Genomic DNA, 16,476 nt, shown 5'->3' with positions numbered 1-16,476 from the left:
GGGCACCGTCCACTGGTGGGTATGTTGCTCACGTGAGCGAGCTGACGTCCGACACGATCGTGCTCATCCATGGGCTGTGGATGACCCCGCGCAGTTGGGAGCACTGGGTCGAGCGGTACACCGCCGCCGGCTACCACGTGATCGCGCCAGCCTGGCCGGGCCTGGAGGGCGAGGTCGACGCGCTGCGGGGCGACCCGACGCCGCTCACCCGGCTCGACGTCACCATGATCGTCGACCACTACGAGCGGATCATCCGCGACCTCGACCGGCCCCCGATGATCATCGGTCACTCCTTCGGCGGAACGTTCGTGCAACTCCTGCTCGACCGCGGTCTCGGTGCGGCCGGCGTGGCCCTGGCCCCGTCGCCGGTCCGCGGCGTGCGCCGGTTGCCGTTCTCGACGCTGCGGGTCACCGCGCCGGTGCTGCGCAACCCGGCGAACCGGCACAAGGCGGTGCCGCTGACCCCGGACCAGTTCCGCTACGCGTTCTGCAACACGCTGTCGAAGGCCGAGTCACGCACGGTCTACGACCGGTACCACGTCCCCGCCGCCGCCAACGTCCTGTTCCAGGGCGCGTTGGCGAACGTCGCCCCGAAGACCCCGCTCCGGGTCGACTTCACCAACGTCAACCGGGCGCCGCTGCTGTTCCTGGCCGGCGGCAAGGACCACGTGATCCCGGCGGCGGTGAACCGCGAGAACGCCCGCAAGTACCGGCGCACGAGCGCGCTCACCGCCTACCGCGAGTTCCCCGACCGCAGCCACTACACGGTGGGCCAGCCGGGCTGGGAGGAGATCGCCGACTACGCCCTGAACTGGGCGCTGAACCCCACGGTCGTCGGCGGCACCCGCACCTAGCCGCACAGCCGGCGGTGCCAGGCGATCGCCGCGGGGTCGGTGAGGCTGGCCACCTGGTCGATCACCACGCGCAGCCGGGCGTCGTCGTCGGCCGCGGCCGTCCAGAGCGGGGTGAAGATCGGGTCCAGCTCGGCCGGGGCCTTGTGGATCAGAACGGTCACCAGATCGCGCAGCATCTCCCGCTGACGCGCGTACGACGGCCCGGCCCCCGGCCGGCGCATCACGTACCGCAGCGCGATGCCCTTCAGCAGCGCCACCTGTGCCCGGGTCCGGCGCGGCACCACCAGGTCGGCGTCGTAGCGGCGGACCGGCCCCGGCCCGTACCGGTCCCGGGTGGCCCGGATCGTCTCGACCACGAACCGGCCGGTGAGCACGCTCGTGACGCGCTTGAGCGCCGCCTGCGCGCCGTGGCTGCCGTCGTAGCCGCTGAGCGGGGCGAACACCGGGTCGGAGAGCAACCCGTCGAGCACCTCGGCGAGGTCGCCGGCCGACTCGCCGGAGTAGACCGCCGCCACGTCGGCGCACAGGGCGGCCCGTTCGTCGTCGTCGTGGCGCAGCGGGTCGAGGTCGACGTAGCCGCCGTGGATGCCGTCCTCGACGTCGTGGACGGAGTAGGCCACGTCGTCGGACCAGTCCATCACCTGCGCCTCCAGGCAGCGACGGCTGCCGTCGACACCCGCGCGCAGCCAGTCGAAGACCGCCGCGTCGTCGGCGTAGACGCCGTACTTGCGCTGCCCGGGCGCGCGGAACCACGGGTACTTGCACACCGCGTCGAGCGCTGCCCGCGTCAGATTCAGTCCCGCCGACCGCCCGGCGGCGTCGAAGACCTTCGCCTCCAGCCGCGTCAGCACCCGGAGCGTCTGCGCGTTGCCCTCGAAGCCGCCGCACGCCTGCGCCATCGCGTCGAGCGCGTCCTCGCCGTTGTGCCCGAACGGCGGGTGGCCGAGGTCGTGCGCCAGCCCGGCGGTGTCGACGACGTCGGGGTCGCAGCCCAGCCGCTCGCCCAGCTCGCGGGCGATCTGCGCGACCTCCAGCGAGTGGGTCAGCCGGGTACGCACAAAGCCGTCCTCGCCGGCCGGGTGCACCTGGGTCTTCGTCGCCAGCCGGCGGAACCCGGCCGAGTGCAGCACCCGGCCGCGGTCGCGCTCGTACGGGCTGCGCTCGGACCGGCTACCGGAGAACTTGGGTGGCTCGGCGACGAAGCGCTGGGCGTCACCGTCGCTGTCGATCACGATCGCCAGGGTATCGCCGCTACTCCGAGGCGGTGTCGGGTTCTCTCGGTGCCGGCGCCTGGGCCGGCACCGCCGGCGGTGCGCTCTCCGTGTGCCGCTCGATCATCGGGGTGAGCACCACCTTGACCGCCGCCGCGATCGGGATCGCCATGAGCGCGCCCATCACGCCCATCACGGTGGCACCGACCAGCGCCGACAGCAGCACCGCGATCGAGGAGATGTCGACGGTGTTACGCATGACCCGCGGCACCAGGATGTAGTTCTCCAACTGCTGGTACACCACGAAGAAGATGATGACCACGACCGTCTCCGGCCACAGGTCGCTGGTGAAGAACGTGATCGCCGTGACCAGCACGGCCCCGATCGTGGCGCCGACCAGCGGGATCAGGTCGGTGATCGCCACCGCGACGGCCAGCGGCAGCGCGTACGGCACGCCGAGCACCATGAGCACCACGAAGCTGGTGAAGCCGGCCACCAGCGAGACGATCAGGTTGCCGACCATGTACGCGCCGACCTTCTCGACCACCACGTTGACCACCTCGGCGGCCTGCGGCCGGCGCGGCCGCGGGAACAGCCGCACCAGGCCGCGCCGCAGCCGGGGCAGGTCGGCCATGAAGTAGATCGTGAAGACGAGCACGGTCAGCACCGAGGCGAGCGCGCCGAGGAACTGCCGCGCGAACCCCCACGCGTTGCCGACCAGCTTCTGCGGGATGTTCGCGGCGTACTGGCTGAGCTTCTCGGTGAAGTGGTACCGCTCGGCCAGGTCGCGGTAGAGGCTGGACTGCTCGGGCAGCCGCTCCACGTAGCCGGGCAGGTTGGTGAACAGGTCGCCGCCCTCGCGCAGCAGCGGCGGGATGACGGCCGCCAGGAACCCGGCGAGCATCCCGAACGCCGCCAGGAAGATGATCCCGACCGCGACCCCGCGCCGGAACCCGCGCCGCACCAGCCACCGCACCGCCGGATCGAGCCCGACCGCGATGAACAGCGCGATGATCACCAGGACCAGCACGCTGCGCACCGCGTAGACGGCGAACGCCGCCAGCGCGACGCTCAGCACACCGAGCGCCGCGGCGATCCCCCACCGGTAGACCTGCCCGAATCCGACCCGACCCGGCGGCCCCTCGTCGACCGGTGGCGCGCCGCCGGCGGGCTCGCGCCGCAGTATCTCTTCAGCGGACGAGTCGGCGGTCACGGTGTCTTCCCGCCCCGGAGGACGCAGAACTCGTTGCCCTCCGGGTCGGCGAGCACGGTCCAGCCGCGATCGGCCGGCTGCCCGATGTCGACGTGCCGGGCGCCCATGTCGACCAGCCGCTCGATCTCGGCCGGCTGGTCGTCGGGCTCCAGGTCGAGGTGCAGCCGGTTCTTGCCGGCCTTCGCCTCCGGCACGGACACGAACGCGATGCCGGGATGGGTCTTGTCGTCACCGGCGATCGACACCAGGCCGGGATCCTCGAAGGTCACGTGGTAACCGAGCACCTCGGCCCACCACCGGGCGAGCCGGGCGGGGTCGCTCGAGTCAACGACGATGCCGAGCCATCGACTTCCCATCCGCATGTCCCTCCGGGGGCCGAAAGTGAGGAAATACTACGCTTCGCGATGGCTCAATGCGTGGTTGTGCTTCCGCCGACGGCGGCCCGTCCCGCTTCGATCCGGGCCACCGGTACCCGGAACGGCGAACAGGAAACGTAGTCGAGTCCGGCGTCGGCGAAGAAGTGGACCGATTCCGGATCCCCGCCGTGCTCGCCGCACACACCGACCTTCAGGTCGGGGCGCGTTTCCCGCCCTTCGGCGACCGCGATGCGGATGAGCCGCCCGACGCCCTCGGTGTCGATCGACTCGAACGGCGAGACGCCGAAGATGCCCAGTTCCAGGTAGCGGGCGAAGAACGAGCTCTCCACGTCGTCGCGGGAGAAGCCCCAGCCGAGCTGGGTCAGGTCGTTGGTGCCGAACGAGAAGAACTCGGCCGCGGTCGCGATCTGGCCGGCGGTCAGGGCCGCCCGCGGCAGCTCGATCATCGTGCCGATCAGCACGTCGACGCCGGGATCGACGTCGGCGATCACCCGCTCGGCCGCGGCCTTCACGGTCTCCAGTTCCTGCACGGCGCCGACCAGCGGCACCATGATCTCCGGCCGCGGGTCGCCGCCGGCGGCCCGCACCTCCTTCGCCGCCTCGGCCACCGCGCGGACCTGCATGTCGAACAGGCCCGGCACCACCAGCCCGAGCCGCACGCCGCGCAGGCCCAGCATCGGGTTCTCCTCGTGCATGCGGCGCACCGCGACGAGCAGTTTCCCGTCGCGGCCCGGGTCCTCACCCCGTTCCTTCGCGACGGCCACCTTCACCGACAGGTCCACAAGGGACGGTAGGAACTCGTGCAGCGGCGGGTCGATCAACCGGATCGTCACCGGCAGCCCGCTCATCTCGCGCAGCAACGACGTGAAGTCCTTGCGCTGCAACGGCCGCAGCTCGTCGAGCGCCTTCTGCCGCTCCTCGTCGTCGGCGGCGAGGATCAGGCGCTCGATCAGCGGCCGGCGCTCGCCGAGGAACATGTGCTCGGTGCGGCACAGGCCGATCCCCTCGGCGCCGAACCGCCGCGCCCGCGCGGCGTCGGCGCCGGTGTCGGCGTTCGTGCGGACGTTCAGCGCCCGCTTCCGGTCGGCGTGGGTCAGAAGCGCGTGGACCGCGTGGAGCAGCGGATCGCTGTCGGGCTCGACGTCGCCCTCGAAGTAGCGGACCACGAGGGACGGCTCGACCGGCACCTCACCGAGGTACACGTCGCCGGTGCTGCCGTCGATCGACACCACGTCGCCCTCGTTCACGGTCTGACCGTCCACTGTGAACTGTCGACTGTGGACGTCGACATCCAGCTTGTCGGCGCCGCAGACGCACGTCTTGCCCATGCCGCGGGCCACCACCGCCGCGTGCGAGGTCTTGCCGCCGCGGCTGGTGAGCACGCCCTGCGCCGCGATCATGCCGGGCAGGTCGTCGGGGTTGGTCTCCCGGCGCACCAGGATGACGTTCTCGCCCGCCGCGCCCAGCTCCGCCGCGCGGCCAGAGTCGAACACGGCCTTGCCCACGGCGGCGCCCGGCGACGCCGCGACCCCGCGCGCCACCGGCTTCAGGTCGCCGTCCACGACGAACGTCGGGAACATCAGCTGGCCGAGCTGGGCCCCGGTGACGCGGCGCAGCGCCTCGTCGAGGTCGATGACGCCCTCGTCGAGCAGTTGCGTGGCGATCGTGAACGCGGCGGCGGCCGTGCGCTTGCCGACGCGCGTCTGCAGCATCCACAGCTTGCCCCGCTCGACGGTGAACTCGATGTCGCACAGGTCGCGGTAGTGATCCTCCAATGTGGACATCGTCCGCAACAGCTCGTCGAAGACGGCCTTGTCGATGCGTTCCAGGTCGCCGAGCGGAACCGTGTTGCGGATGCCGGCCACGACGTCCTCGCCCTGCGCGTTCTGCAGGTAGTCGCCGTAGACGCCCTGCGCGCCGGTGCCGGGGTCGCGCGTGAACGCCACACCCGTCCCCGAATCGTCGCCCATGTTCCCGAACACCATCGCGACGACGTTGACCGCCGTGCCCGCGTCGGCGGGAATGCGTTCCTGGCGCCGGTACAGCACCGCCCGGTCGGCGTTCCACGAGTCGAACACCGCGCGGGTGGCCAGTTCCAGCTGCTCGCGCGGATCCTGCGGGAAGTCGCGGCCGGCGTGCGCGGCGAAGATCTCCTTGAACGCCGTCACGAGTTCCTTCATCGCTGTCGTGTCGAGCCCGGTGTCGTGTTCGACCTTGTTCGACGTCCGCGCTTCGTCGAGCGCGTTCTCGAACGCCTCGGCCGGCACGTCGCAGACGGTGCGGCCGAACATCTGGATGAGCCGGCGGTAGGAGTCCCAGGCGAACCGCTCGTTGCCGGTGCGCTCGGCCAGCCCGGTGACGCTCGCGTCGGAGAGGCCGACGTTGAGCACCGTCTCCATCATTCCCGGCATCGAGAACGCGGCGCCCGACCGCACCGACACGAGCAGCGGGTCGGCCGGGTCGCCGAGCCGCTTGCCCATCGTCTCTTCGAGGGTCTTCAGGTGTTCGCCGACCTCTTCGGCCAGTTCCGGCGGAACATCGCCGGTGGTGAGGTAGTGCCGGCAGGCTTCGGTGGTGATGGTGAAACCGGGCGGCACCGGCAGGCCCAGGTTGCTCATCTCGGCGAGGTTCGCGCCCTTGCCGCCGAGCAGGTCCTTCATGTCCCGGTTACCGTCGGCAAAGTCGTAGACGAACACAGATGCGGCCATGGGCACCTCCGGCGCTGGGGTACCTAACTACTACCCCTCCCGGCCCAAGATCGCCTCAGCCGGCGGCGTCGTACGACTCGGTGAGCCAGTCACGCACCCGGTCGTCGACCTGTTCCACGCCCGTGAGCCGCAGCACGTGCCAGGTGTCGAACCGGCGCAGCACCCGCGGGTCGGTGACCACCCGCGGCAGCCACAGGTTCACCGACAGGGCCCGCGCCATCGGACGCAGTTCCGCCAGCTTGCGCTGCCGCTTGAGAAACACGCCCACCCCGACGGCGTCGACGTGCAACGGACCGAGGTCGGTGAGGAACGCCAGGATCTCGTCGCAGATCGGGCGCTGCCACTCCCGTCCCCGGAACGTGTCGTCGACGGTGCAGCCGGGCACGCACACGTGCGACTGCCGGGCGCGGTCGAATTCCCGCTCACACTCCGGGCAGGCCCACCGCGTCACGGTCAGGCGCGGACGCCGTAGCGCTCGGCCGCCCGGGCCTTGGCCTTCGCCGCCTCCACCTCACGATCGCGCGGCGGCGCCTTCGTGGTGAGACTCTCGAGCAGCGCCCGGGTCGCCTCGGCGACCACCCGAACCGCCTCGTCGAACGCCTCCTGATTCGCCGCCGACGGCTTGGTGGTACCGCTCACCTTCCGCACGTACTGGAGGGCGGCCGCCTCGACCTCGTCCTCGGTGGCGGGCGGCTCGAAGTTGTGGAGCACACGGATGTTCCGACACATCCCCCTACCTTGCCTCGACGGGCCCGGTCGGCGCACCCCCTCAGCCGCCGCTGTGTTCCATCTCGGCGCCGGTCGGGACCTCGTCGCTGTCGGCGTCCTCTATCCAGTGCTCGGGCAGGGCGACCTTGCCCGGGGCGTTGGTGCGACCCCTCGGGTGGCCCAGCTCGCTCTCCGGGAACGGGACCGCCGGGTCGAGCTTGCCCAGCAGGTCGTCGAGCTCGGCCAGCGACGAGACCATCGCCAGCGCGCGCCGCAGTTCCCCGCCCACCGGGAATCCTTTCAGGTACCAGGCGACGTGCTTGCGGAAGTCGGCGCACGCGTGGTGCTCGCTGGTGATCCGCCCGCGCGGGTCGACCTCGGTGACGAACCACTCCACCAACAGGGCGGCGTGCCTGCGCATCACCTGGGCCACCTCGCCCAGCGAAGGCATCACGCGGTGCGACGACCCGGCGAACGCGGCCGCCAGGTCGGCGAACAGCCACGGGCGCCCGAGGCAGCCGCGGCCCACCACCACGCCGGCGCAGCCGGTCTCGGCGACCATGCGCAGCGCGTCGTCGGCCTCCCAGATGTCGCCGTTGCCCAGCACGGGCACGTCCAGCACGGACACCAGGTCGGCGATCGCGTCCCAGTGGGCGGTGCCGGAGTAGCGCTGGGCGGCCGTCCGCGCGTGCAGCGCCACCGCCTTGACGCCGGCCTCCTGCGCGATCAGCCCGACCCGCCGGTAGGTCAGGTGGTCGTCGTCGATGCCCATGCGCATCTTGATCGTCACCGGGACACCGGAGGGTGCGGCGGCCCTCACGGCCGCCGTCACGATGCGCTCGAAGAGTTTGTGACGCCAGGGCAGCGCGGCGCCACCCCCGCGGCGGGTCACCTTCGGCACCGGGCAGCCGAAGTTGATGTCGACGTGGTCGGCCAGGCCCTCGTCGGCGACGATGGCGACCGCGCGGCCCACCACGGCCGGGTCGACCCCGTACACCTGCAGGCTGCGCGGGTTCTCGTCGGCGTCGAACGCGATCATGCGCAGCGACTTCGGGTTGCGCTCGACGATGCCGCGCGTGGTCACCATCTCGCAGACGTAGACGCCGGCACCCTGCTCGCGGCAGAGCTTCCGGAAGGCGACGTTGGTGATGCCCGCCATCGGGGCGAGCACCACCGGCGGCGTCACCTCGAACGGACCGATCTGCATGAACCAAAACTACTCGAAGAGTTTCTGCCCCTGCTGCCACACCGTCAGCACCGAGAACACGCCGAACAGCAGCACCGCCCATACCAGCGCGGCCACCCGGAACGACCGGATGCGGATCGCGTCGGGGAGGACCCGGCGGTTCAGCACCAGCAGCAGGATCGAGTAGATGAACATCATCCCGCCGCCGACGCAGGCGGAGATCACCAGCAGCACCAGCGGCTGGTCGAAGCCGGCGAGCAGGATCGCGCAGCCGATGACCACGAGGCCCCACACCAGTCCGAAATAGATCTTGCTCTCGGAGAACCGGGGCAGGTAGCAGGTCTTCAGGACGTCGGCGGCCACCCGGCTGGTGTAGTCGACGATGCCCATCGCGGCGGCGAACAGCGACAGCGCGCCGATCACCCAGAACAGCGTCCCGAACCACGGCGCCACGGCGTCCTTCAGCGCCTCGCCCTCGGCCTCCAGGAACGCGACGCTGTTGCCGAGCCCCTCCTGGCCGTACACCGTCGAGTAGGCGAGCATCGACATGAAAACGATCGTGATGAACGAGATCGCCCCGAACGTCACGGCCTGCTCGATGTTCGCGATCTTCCACCAGCGCCGCCACCGGCCCAGGTTGGCCTCGTCCGGCTCGAAGATGAATCCGGCACCGGCGTCGGGCGCCGCCTCCTCCTTGCCCGTCACCGGGCTGACCAGCCGGGGCACGTAGGCGCCGAGGCCGTAGCCCTTGTCGCGGATCCAGTTGCTCTGGCACAGGTTCTGGCCGCCGCCCGCGCCCGCGAACACCAGCGCCGACAGCACCAACGCGAAGCCCAGTTCCTCCGCCGGGAACTCCGGCCCGGTGACGTTCTTCGGCAACTCGCCCCACGCGCCGGCGGTGATCGCGAACACGACCGCCACCACGATGAACAGCAGCACGAGCCCGACCTTGACGAACTCGACCCGTTCCAGGGCGACGTAGACCACCGGCGCCAGCGTCAGGGTTATCCCGATCACGACGAGCATGCCGATCGCGATCCAGGTGGCGTCGCCGCCGAACAGGTAGGTCACCATCGTCGCCGAGCTGGTCGCCCAGCCGGGCCAGAGGTTCGCGAAGTAGATCATGATGGCGAACACCAGACCCCAATGACGCCAGAAACGGGAGAATCCGGTCAGCGCGGTCTCGCCGGTGGCCAGCGTGTAGCGCTCGATCTCCATGTTGATGAACCACTGGGTGACGATGCCGACGAACGCGGCCCACAGAAACACCAGCCCCACCTGGGAGGCGATGTAGGGCCAGAGGATGAACTCGCCGGACGCCAGGCCGACGCCGGCGGCGACGACGCCCGGTCCGATGACCCGCCACAGCGAGCGCGGGGGTTCGGGCACGTCGCGGGTGGAGACCGGGGGCAGGTGCTTGGTCGGGAACCGATCGAGGACGGACACGGCGGGGACCTCCACATCAATCGATGTGGAGGTCCTCAGTACCCAGGCCGTGACGTGCTGAAACTCAACAGGGCGGGAGGCGGTCCAGGAGGAAGCGCTCCACCTGGTCCAGGGAGATCCGCTCCTGCTTCATCGTGTCGCGGTCGCGGACCGTCACCGCGTTGTCCTGCAGCGTGTCGAAGTCGACGGTGATGCAGTACGGGGTGCCGATCTCGTCCTGCCGCCGGTAGCGCCGGCCGATCGCGCCCGCGTCGTCGAAGTCGGTGTTCCAGCGCAGGCGCAGCGCCGTCGCCAGGTCTTTCGCCTTCGGCGAAAGGTCGGGGTTACGGGACAGCGGGAGCACGGCGACCTTCACCGGCGCGAGCCGCGGGTCGAAGCGGAGCACCGTGCGCTTGTCGACGCCACCCTTGGTGTTCGGCGCGCTGTCCTCGTCGTAGGCCTGCAGCAGGAACGCCAGCGTGGCCCGGGTGAGGCCGGCGGCCGGCTCGACCACGTACGGCACCCAGCGCTCCTGCTTGTCCTGGTCGAAGTACGACAGGTCGACGCCGGAGTGCTTGCCGTGCGTGGTGAGGTCGAAGTCGGTGCGGTTGGCGATGCCCTCCAGCTCGCCGAACTCGCTGCCACCGGTCTGGAACCGGTACTCGATGTCGACGGTGCGCTTCGAGTAGTGGGAGAGCTTCTCCTTGGGGTGCTCGTAGAAGCGCAGCTCCGACTCGGGGATGCCGAGGTCGGTGTACCAGTTCCAGCGCTCGCTGAGCCAGTACTCGTGCCACTGCTCGTCGGTGCCCGGCTCGACGAAGAACTCCATCTCCATCTGCTCGAACTCGCGCGTCCGGAAGATGAAGTTGCCCGGGGTGATCTCGTTGCGGAAGCTCTTGCCGACCTGCGCGATGCCGAACGGCGGCTTCTTGCGGGCCGCGACGGCCACGTTGTTGTAGTTGACGAAGATGCCCTGCGCGGTCTCGGGCCGCAGGTAGTGCAGGCCCTCCTCGTTGTCGACCGGGCCGAGGTAGGTCTTCATCAGGCCGTTGAACTGCTTGGGCTCGGTGAAGGTGCCCTTGTTGCCGCAGTTCGGGCAGTTGAGCTCGCTGAGCGCGACCGTGGCGCCGGCGTGCTTCTCGGCGTACTGCTCTTCCAGGTGGTCGGCGCGGAAGCGCTTGTGGCACGACTGGCACTCGGTGAGCGGATCGGTGAACTCCTCGACGTGGCCGGAGGCGACCCACACCTGGCGCGCGAGCACGATGGCCGAGTCGAGGCCCACCACGTCGTCACGCTGCTGCACCATCGCCCGCCACCACTGCTTGCGGACGTTCTCCTTCAGCTCGACGCCCAGCGGGCCGTAGTCGTACGCCGACCGCGTTCCGCCGTAGATCTCGCTCGACGGGAAGACGAAGCCGCGCCGTTTGGCGAGACTGACGACGGAGTCGAAGCGATCGGCGGCCATGCTCTCTCCTTCAAGCGCCGGCTGGGTGTCGGCGCGGATGTTCGGTCAACGACGGATTGACGCGCGAAGTCGGGTCTAGATCTCAACGCGCCGCTGAAGCGTACGGTTACGCGCCCCGCACGGGCATCAACATTACCCAGCCAGGATATCGACGATGCAGGTAGTGGTTCCCTGGCTGCCCACCAGGTACAACTGCCGCACCTCGCCACGCGGGGTCGACAGGGTGGCCGGCACGTCGATGGTGGAGGTGAGGTCGGGCTCGCCGAGCGTGTAGCTGGTGAAGTCGGTGGAACTCGTGCGCGAGACCAGTTCCGAGATCGAGACCCCGGGCCCGAGATCGGTGCAGACGTGGAGCCGCGCACCGCGCGTGTTGCCGTCCTGGATCGCGTCGAGGAACGCCCCGACGCGGGCCTTGGCCTGCCGCTTGGAATCCTCGATGCCGGCCTTGACGACCACGCCGATGCCGCCGACGGCACCGGCGCAGCACAGCAGCAGCACCGCGGCGCCGATGCCCAGACTGATCCACAACCGTCGCTTGTCGCGCTCGGTGGGCGGGGTCGCGAACGGCGGCGCCGCCCCGGGGCCCGGCGGCGGAGCCGGAACACCCTGGCCGGGCGGCGGCACGAGGCCCGGGTCGACTCCGACGCCGCCGGCCGGGTGAAAACTCATGACTGCGATGGTAGTGGGGGCGGCTGATTCGTGGCACGGTCACTGCGAGTCGCAGTCACGTTTCCGCCCGGCTCGCCCTCCAGCAGCACCTCGTAGGCCGACGGTTCGTCGAGCGACTCGGCCAGCAACGGCGTCGCCTCGACCTTGACCTCGAACGCCGACAGCGCCCGCCGGTACGCCCCCACCGACTCCCAACGGGTCACCAGGCACCAGTGGTCGGGCTCGTCGACGGACCGCCCGAACGAGCCGGACCGGTACCCGGGCCGGCCCGCCAGCGCGGCCAGCGCCGCTCGGGCGCGGGATGTGAACGTCGGTTCGTCGTCGACGACGAAGCGGTTGACCACCAACACCTCGGGCCACCTCTACGCTAGGGCGTCAGATCAGCGAGAAGGATGGTAGCCGCGTGAAGAACGTGAACCCCACGGTGGTGTTCCTCGTGGGAACGTTGATCGTCCTCGTTGCGCTGTTCGTCCCCGGCCCGGTCGGCGGCGCGCTGCTGCTTTTGGTCGCCGCGGTGGCGGCGGCCCTGCTCATGGGCACCTGGCACCGGCTCCCCCTGGTCGGCCGCGGCGCCCGCCTGGTCATCCTCGCCCTCCTGGTGATCATGGCCATCAAACGCTTCGTCTGAGCCCGCCGCCCACCGGTTCCCGCTGAGTTGATCTTGCAGTTGTGGTGCCTCGATCGCCCATATTTGCCCCTGTTTGTGGCCCACCACAACTGCAAGATCGACGTGATCATGGATGGGGCGCAACAGAACGGGTGCACTCATGCTGCTTTGACAATGATTGTCATTAGCGAGCACAGTGAATGGCGTGAGACCGCTCCCCCTCCTGCTTGCCGCGGGTATCGCCTTGACCACGATCAGTGCATGCTCCTCCGACAGCAAAGCCGACGGCACGGTCGACGTCGTCGCCGCGTTCTATCCGCTGCAGTTCGTCGCCGAACGGGTCGGCGGTGCCGCGGTGAAGGTCACCAACCTGGCCAGGCCGGGCGTCGAGCCGCACGACCTCGAACTGGAACCCAAGCAGCTGGCCGGCATCGCCGACGCCGACCTGGCCCTCTACCTCAAGGGGTTCCAGCCGGCCGTCGACGAGGCGGTCGAGGCGGAAGCGAAGAAGACGTCGTTCGACGTCGCCACCGTGCAGCCCCTCGATGACGCCGCCGACGGCGAAGAGAACGGCAAGGACCCGCACGTCTGGCTCGACCCGACCCGGCTCGCCACGATCGCCGACCAGGTCGCCGAGCGCCTCGCCGCGGTCGACAAGGACAACGCCGACGCCTACAAGCTCGGCGCCGTCAAGCTCAAGATCGACCTCACGGCCCTCGACGAGGAGTACACGAAGGGCCTGCAGAACTGTGCCCGGACGGACATCGTCACCAGCCACGCCGCGTTCGGGTACCTGGCGAAACGGTACAACCTCACCCAGGTCCCGATCAGCGGTCTTTCCCCAGAGGCCGAGCCCAGCCCGCAGCGCGTGGCCGAGGTCGCCGCGCTCGCGAAGGAGAAGGGCGTCACCACGATCTTCTTCGAGACGCTCGTCAGCCCGAAGGTCGCACAGACGCTGGCCACCGAGGTCGGCGCCCGGGCCGAGGTGCTCGACCCCATCGAGGGACTGCGCGCCGACGCCGCACCGGGGGAGGACTATCTTTCGGTGATGCGCCAGAACCTCACCAAACTGCGCGAAGCCCTCGGATGCCGGTAGTCCTCAGCGTCACGAACGGGGTGGTCACCTATGGTGATCGCCTCGTTCTGCTCGACGTCTCCGTGGCCGTCGCCAAGGGCGAGGTGGTCGCCGTCCTCGGCGCCAACGGTTCCGGCAAGTCCACGCTGATCCGCGCCGCGCTCGGGCTGGTGCCGCTGAGCCGGGGCGAGGCGGCGCTGTTCGGCACGCCGCTCCGGCGCTTCCGCGACTGGCGCCGGGTCGGCTACGTTCCGCAGCGACTGGGGGCCGGCAGCGGGGTGCCGGCCACGGTGCGCGAGGTGGTCGCGTCGGGTCGGCTGGCCCGGCGTGGCTGGGCGCCATTCGCCCGCGCGGCCGACCGGTCCGCCATTCAAAAGGCATTGGACGCGGTGGGCCTGGCCGATCGCGCCGGCGACCGGGCCGACACGCTGTCGGGTGGTCAGCAGCAGCGGGTGCTGATCGCCCGCGCGCTCGCCGGCGAGCCCGACCTGCTGGTGCTCGACGAGCCCACGGCCGGGGTCGACGCCACCAGCCAGCAAGCGTTCGCCGGTGCCCTGGGCGACTTCGTCGGCACCGGCGGCACCGTGCTCCTGGTCGCGCACGAACTGGGACCGCTGGCGCCGCTGGTGAACCGGGCCGTCGTCGTGCACCTCGGCCGGATCGTCCACGACGGGCCGGTGCCCGAGCCGGCCGGCCACCACGCGCACCCCGATCACGACCACGTGCACCCGCACGCCCCCGAAACGGAGCCCTCGCTGTTCAAGGGGACGGCCTGATGTTCGAGTACGACTTCATGATCCGGGCGCTGATCGGCGTCACGATGACCGGCCTGATCGCGCCCGCGATCGGCATCTACCTGGTGCAGCGGCGGCTGTCGCTGATCGGCGACGGCCTGGGCCACGTCGCGCTCACCGGGGTCGGTGTCGGCCTGCTGCTCAACCAGCAGCCGGTGCTCATGGCGGTGATCGTCGCGGCGCTCGGCGCGGTGGCGGTGGAACTGGTGCGCGAGCGGGGTCGCACGTCCGGCGACGTGGCCCTGGCCATCCTGTTCTACGGCGGGATCTCCGGCGGCGTCGTGCTGGTGAGCATGTCCAGCAACGCGAGCGGGTCGAACCTGATGTCGTACCTGTTCGGTTCGCCGCTCACCGCGTCCAAGAACGATCTTTATGTGACGGCGGGACTGGCCGCCGCCGTGCTCGCCGTGACCCTGCTGCTGCGGCCGTGGCTCTTCGCCGTGTGCCAGGACGAGGAGCACGCCCGGGTCAGCGGGGTGCCGGTGCGCCTGTTGAACCTGACGCTGGCCGTGGCCGCCGCGGTCACCGTCACCGCCGCGATGCGCACGGTCGGGCTGCTGCTGGTGAGCGCGCTCATGGTGATCCCGGTCGCGACGGCGCAGCAGGTGAGCCGCGGGTTCACGGCCACGATGGTCGGCGCGATGGGGCTCGGGGTCGCGGCGAGCGCCGGCGGCCTGTGGACGGCCTGGAAGATCGACAGCGCACCCGGCGCGACGATCGTGCTCGTGGCGATCGGCGGCTTCGTCGTCGTGACGCTCGCCGTGGCGGCGCGGGCCCGGCTGAGCCGGCTGATGGCCAGGACGCCGACGGGGCCCGATCCGACCGATGATCCGGAGTGCGTGCTGCATCCCTGAGTCCGGGTACCGTTGTCGACAATGGATACCGGTACCGGGTACACCGCGGCGGGCGAGTTGCTGAAGGCGCTCGCCGCGCCGCTGCGGATCGGGATCGTCACGGAACTGGCGGCCGGCCCTCGGTGCGTCCACGAACTGGTCGACGCGCTCCACGCGCCCCAGCCGCTGATCTCGCAGCACCTGCGCGTGCTGCGCGGGGCAAACGTCGTGCGCGGTGCCCGGCGCGGACGGGAGATCGCGTACTCCCTCACCGACGACCACATCGCCCGCATCGTCGCCGACGCGGTGAGCCACGCGAAGGAGGGCGGCCAATGACGTCGCCGGTGAAGCGGAACACGCGGCAGCGCGGCGCCGTCGGGCTGATCCTCGACGAGGTCGACGGCTTCCACAGCGCACAGGACCTGCACGCGATGCTGCGGTCGCGGGGCGACCGGGTCGGGCTGACCACCGTCTACCGCACCCTGCAGACCATGGCCGACGAGGGCGAGGTCGACGTCATGCGCCCGCCCGGCGGCGAGCACCTGTACCGGCGGTGCAGCCGCGGGCACCATCACCACCTGGTGTGCCGGTCGTGCGGCAGCACCGTGGAGGTGCTCGGCCCGGCCGTCGAGACGTGGGCCGACAAGGTCGCCGCCGAGCAGGGTTACATCGACGTCAGCCATACGCTGGAGATCTTCGGAACGTGTCCGCGCTGTGCTGCGACCGGCAGCGCTTCGTGACACCGTTCTCCATGTGAAGCTCTATGCCGAGAAGCCGGGCAAGGCACTCCGACAGTTGATCACCGACCTCCTCGTCGTGCTCTGGATCTACCTGTGGATCAAGGCGGCCATGGGGGTCTACGACGGGCTCGAGAAGCTGGCCGTTCCGGGCGAGAAGCTGGAGGGCGCCGGCAACGGCCTCGCCCAGCAACTGCGCGACGCCGGTGGCAAGGTCAAGCGGGTACCGATCGCCGGCGACGACCTCGCCGGCCCGTTCAACAAGGCCGGCGACGCCGCCGCCGGGGTGGCCGAGGCCGGGCGCCAGCAGCAGGAGATCGTCCACAACATCGCGCTGGCGATGTCGATCGGGCTGCTCGCGCTGACGCTCAGCGTGGTGCTGCTGTTCTGGCTGCCGCGCCGGCTGCGGTGGATCGAACGCGCCAGCGCCGCGGCGAAGATGCGCGGCTCCGCCGCCGGCAAGGACCTCCTGGCCCTGCGCGCCCTCGCCACCCAACCCCTGACGAAGCTCGCCGCGATCGACCCCGACATCGCCGCCGCGTGGCGCCGCGGCGACGCCGACGCCGTCGACCGCCTGGCGAGGCTGGAGTTGGCCGCCGAGGGCCTGAAGTAGC

19 protein-coding genes are annotated in these 16,476 nt (G+C 70.4%); 8 read left to right on the top strand and 11 right to left on the bottom strand.

Going from position 1 to position 16,476, the window contains the following annotated elements:
* The first annotated feature begins 32 nt into the window (after positions 1–32).
* Positions 33–854, top strand: coding sequence for an alpha/beta hydrolase (locus tag Vau01_RS44365; RefSeq protein WP_239152340.1), 822 nt, complete (start codon positions 33–35; stop codon positions 852–854).
* On the opposite strand, the gene Vau01_RS44360 is transcribed toward Vau01_RS44365, so the two are convergent.
* The 11 genes from Vau01_RS44360 to Vau01_RS44310 all read right to left on the bottom strand — a co-directional run bounded on the left by Vau01_RS44360 (position 851) and on the right by Vau01_RS44310 (position 12,166).
* Complete coding sequence (locus Vau01_RS44360; RefSeq protein WP_373320390.1) at positions 851–2,086, bottom strand: deoxyguanosinetriphosphate triphosphohydrolase; 1,236 nt, start codon at positions 2,084–2,086, stop codon at positions 851–853. The genes Vau01_RS44365 and Vau01_RS44360 overlap by 4 nt on opposite strands.
* Before the next feature lie 19 nt (positions 2,087–2,105).
* A complete protein-coding gene (locus Vau01_RS44355) occupies positions 2,106–3,278 on the bottom strand; it encodes an AI-2E family transporter (protein ID WP_239152339.1) in 1,173 nt (390 codons plus the stop codon).
* Positions 3,275–3,634, bottom strand: a complete 360-nt coding sequence (locus tag Vau01_RS44350; RefSeq protein WP_204006244.1) for a VOC family protein — start codon at positions 3,632–3,634, stop codon at positions 3,275–3,277. The genes Vau01_RS44355 and Vau01_RS44350 overlap by 4 nt, the downstream gene beginning before the upstream one ends.
* Before the next feature lie 53 nt (positions 3,635–3,687).
* Positions 3,688–6,363, bottom strand: coding sequence for a pyruvate, phosphate dikinase (gene ppdK / locus Vau01_RS44345; protein ID WP_204006242.1), 2,676 nt, complete (start codon positions 6,361–6,363; stop codon positions 3,688–3,690).
* A 55-nt stretch (positions 6,364–6,418) separates the two neighbouring features.
* Complete coding sequence (locus Vau01_RS44340; RefSeq protein WP_204006240.1) at positions 6,419–6,814, bottom strand: DUF5655 domain-containing protein; 396 nt, start codon at positions 6,812–6,814, stop codon at positions 6,419–6,421.
* Between the two features lie 2 nt (positions 6,815–6,816).
* On the bottom strand, positions 6,817–7,092 hold the full coding sequence (locus Vau01_RS44335; protein ID WP_204006238.1) for a DUF2277 domain-containing protein: 276 nt from the start codon (positions 7,090–7,092) through the stop codon (positions 6,817–6,819).
* A gap of 40 nt (positions 7,093–7,132) precedes the next feature.
* Entirely contained in the window at positions 7,133–8,278 is a 1,146-nt protein-coding gene (dusB, locus tag Vau01_RS44330) for a tRNA dihydrouridine synthase DusB (RefSeq protein ID WP_204006236.1), read from the bottom strand.
* A 9-nt stretch (positions 8,279–8,287) separates the two neighbouring features.
* A complete protein-coding gene (locus Vau01_RS44325) occupies positions 8,288–9,703 on the bottom strand; it encodes an Nramp family divalent metal transporter (protein WP_204006234.1) in 1,416 nt (471 codons plus the stop codon).
* A gap of 64 nt (positions 9,704–9,767) precedes the next feature.
* Complete coding sequence (locus Vau01_RS44320) at positions 9,768–11,147, bottom strand: glycine--tRNA ligase (protein WP_204006232.1); 1,380 nt, start codon at positions 11,145–11,147, stop codon at positions 9,768–9,770.
* Between the two features lie 132 nt (positions 11,148–11,279).
* Positions 11,280–11,816 carry a hypothetical protein gene (locus tag Vau01_RS44315; protein ID WP_204006230.1) on the bottom strand — a complete coding sequence of 179 codons (537 nt, stop codon included), beginning with the start codon at positions 11,814–11,816 and terminating at the stop codon, positions 11,280–11,282.
* Entirely contained in the window at positions 11,813–12,166 is a 354-nt protein-coding gene (locus Vau01_RS44310; protein WP_204006228.1) for an antibiotic biosynthesis monooxygenase family protein, read from the bottom strand. Before Vau01_RS44310 ends, Vau01_RS44315 begins: the two co-directional genes overlap by 4 nt.
* A 53-nt stretch (positions 12,167–12,219) precedes the next feature.
* Between Vau01_RS44310 and Vau01_RS44305 the strand changes: the two genes are divergently transcribed.
* The 7 genes from Vau01_RS44305 to Vau01_RS44275 all read left to right on the top strand — a co-directional run bounded on the left by Vau01_RS44305 (position 12,220) and on the right by Vau01_RS44275 (position 16,475).
* The gene (locus Vau01_RS44305; protein WP_239152338.1) at positions 12,220–12,444 is read left to right on the top strand and encodes a hypothetical protein; all 225 of its coding nucleotides are present in this window, start codon (positions 12,220–12,222) and stop codon (positions 12,442–12,444) included.
* Positions 12,445–12,619: 175 nt separating this feature from the next.
* Positions 12,620–13,519, top strand: a complete 900-nt coding sequence (locus Vau01_RS44300; protein ID WP_204006226.1) for a metal ABC transporter substrate-binding protein — start codon at positions 12,620–12,622, stop codon at positions 13,517–13,519.
* Positions 13,510–14,274 (top strand): metal ABC transporter ATP-binding protein, encoded by a 765-nt coding sequence (locus Vau01_RS44295; RefSeq protein ID WP_204006224.1) that lies wholly within the window; start codon positions 13,510–13,512, stop codon positions 14,272–14,274. Before Vau01_RS44300 ends, Vau01_RS44295 begins: the two co-directional genes overlap by 10 nt.
* Entirely contained in the window at positions 14,274–15,146 is an 873-nt protein-coding gene (locus Vau01_RS44290) for a metal ABC transporter permease (RefSeq protein ID WP_204006223.1), read from the top strand. The genes Vau01_RS44295 and Vau01_RS44290 overlap by 1 nt, the downstream gene beginning before the upstream one ends.
* A 21-nt stretch (positions 15,147–15,167) precedes the next feature.
* Entirely contained in the window at positions 15,168–15,461 is a 294-nt protein-coding gene (locus Vau01_RS44285; protein WP_204006222.1) for an ArsR/SmtB family transcription factor, read from the top strand.
* Entirely contained in the window at positions 15,458–15,865 is a 408-nt protein-coding gene (locus tag Vau01_RS44280) for a Fur family transcriptional regulator (protein ID WP_204006221.1), read from the top strand. Before Vau01_RS44285 ends, Vau01_RS44280 begins: the two co-directional genes overlap by 4 nt.
* Before the next feature lie 13 nt (positions 15,866–15,878).
* Positions 15,879–16,475, top strand: a complete 597-nt coding sequence (locus Vau01_RS44275; RefSeq protein WP_204006220.1) for a hypothetical protein — start codon at positions 15,879–15,881, stop codon at positions 16,473–16,475.
* The last annotated feature ends 1 nt before the right edge of the window (position 16,476 follow it).

Source organism: Virgisporangium aurantiacum, from assembly GCF_016863635.1.
Lineage (GTDB): Bacteria > Actinomycetota > Actinomycetes > Mycobacteriales > Micromonosporaceae > Virgisporangium > Virgisporangium aurantiacum.
Note: the sequence above shows the minus strand (reverse complement) of the source record. Positions and strands in the feature narration are given on the sequence as shown.

Coding starts and splice junctions, on each gene's coding strand:
- Vau01_RS44350 (WP_204006244.1), bottom strand. CDS start 3,634: ATGGGAAGTCGATGGCTCGGCATCGTCGTTGACTCGAGCGACCCCGCC.
- Vau01_RS44335 (WP_204006238.1), bottom strand. CDS start 7,092: ATGTGTCGGAACATCCGTGTGCTCCACAACTTCGAGCCGCCCGCCACC.
- Vau01_RS44320 (WP_204006232.1), bottom strand. CDS start 11,147: ATGGCCGCCGATCGCTTCGACTCCGTCGTCAGTCTCGCCAAACGGCGC.
- dusB (WP_204006236.1), bottom strand. CDS start 8,278: ATGCAGATCGGTCCGTTCGAGGTGACGCCGCCGGTGGTGCTCGCCCCG.
- Vau01_RS44285 (WP_204006222.1), top strand. CDS start 15,168: ATGGATACCGGTACCGGGTACACCGCGGCGGGCGAGTTGCTGAAGGCG.
- Vau01_RS44315 (WP_204006230.1), bottom strand. CDS start 11,816: ATGAGTTTTCACCCGGCCGGCGGCGTCGGAGTCGACCCGGGCCTCGTG.
- Vau01_RS44290 (WP_204006223.1), top strand. CDS start 14,274: ATGTTCGAGTACGACTTCATGATCCGGGCGCTGATCGGCGTCACGATG.
- Vau01_RS44280 (WP_204006221.1), top strand. CDS start 15,458: ATGACGTCGCCGGTGAAGCGGAACACGCGGCAGCGCGGCGCCGTCGGG.
- Vau01_RS44295 (WP_204006224.1), top strand. CDS start 13,510: ATGCCGGTAGTCCTCAGCGTCACGAACGGGGTGGTCACCTATGGTGAT.
- ppdK (WP_204006242.1), bottom strand. CDS start 6,363: ATGGCCGCATCTGTGTTCGTCTACGACTTTGCCGACGGTAACCGGGAC.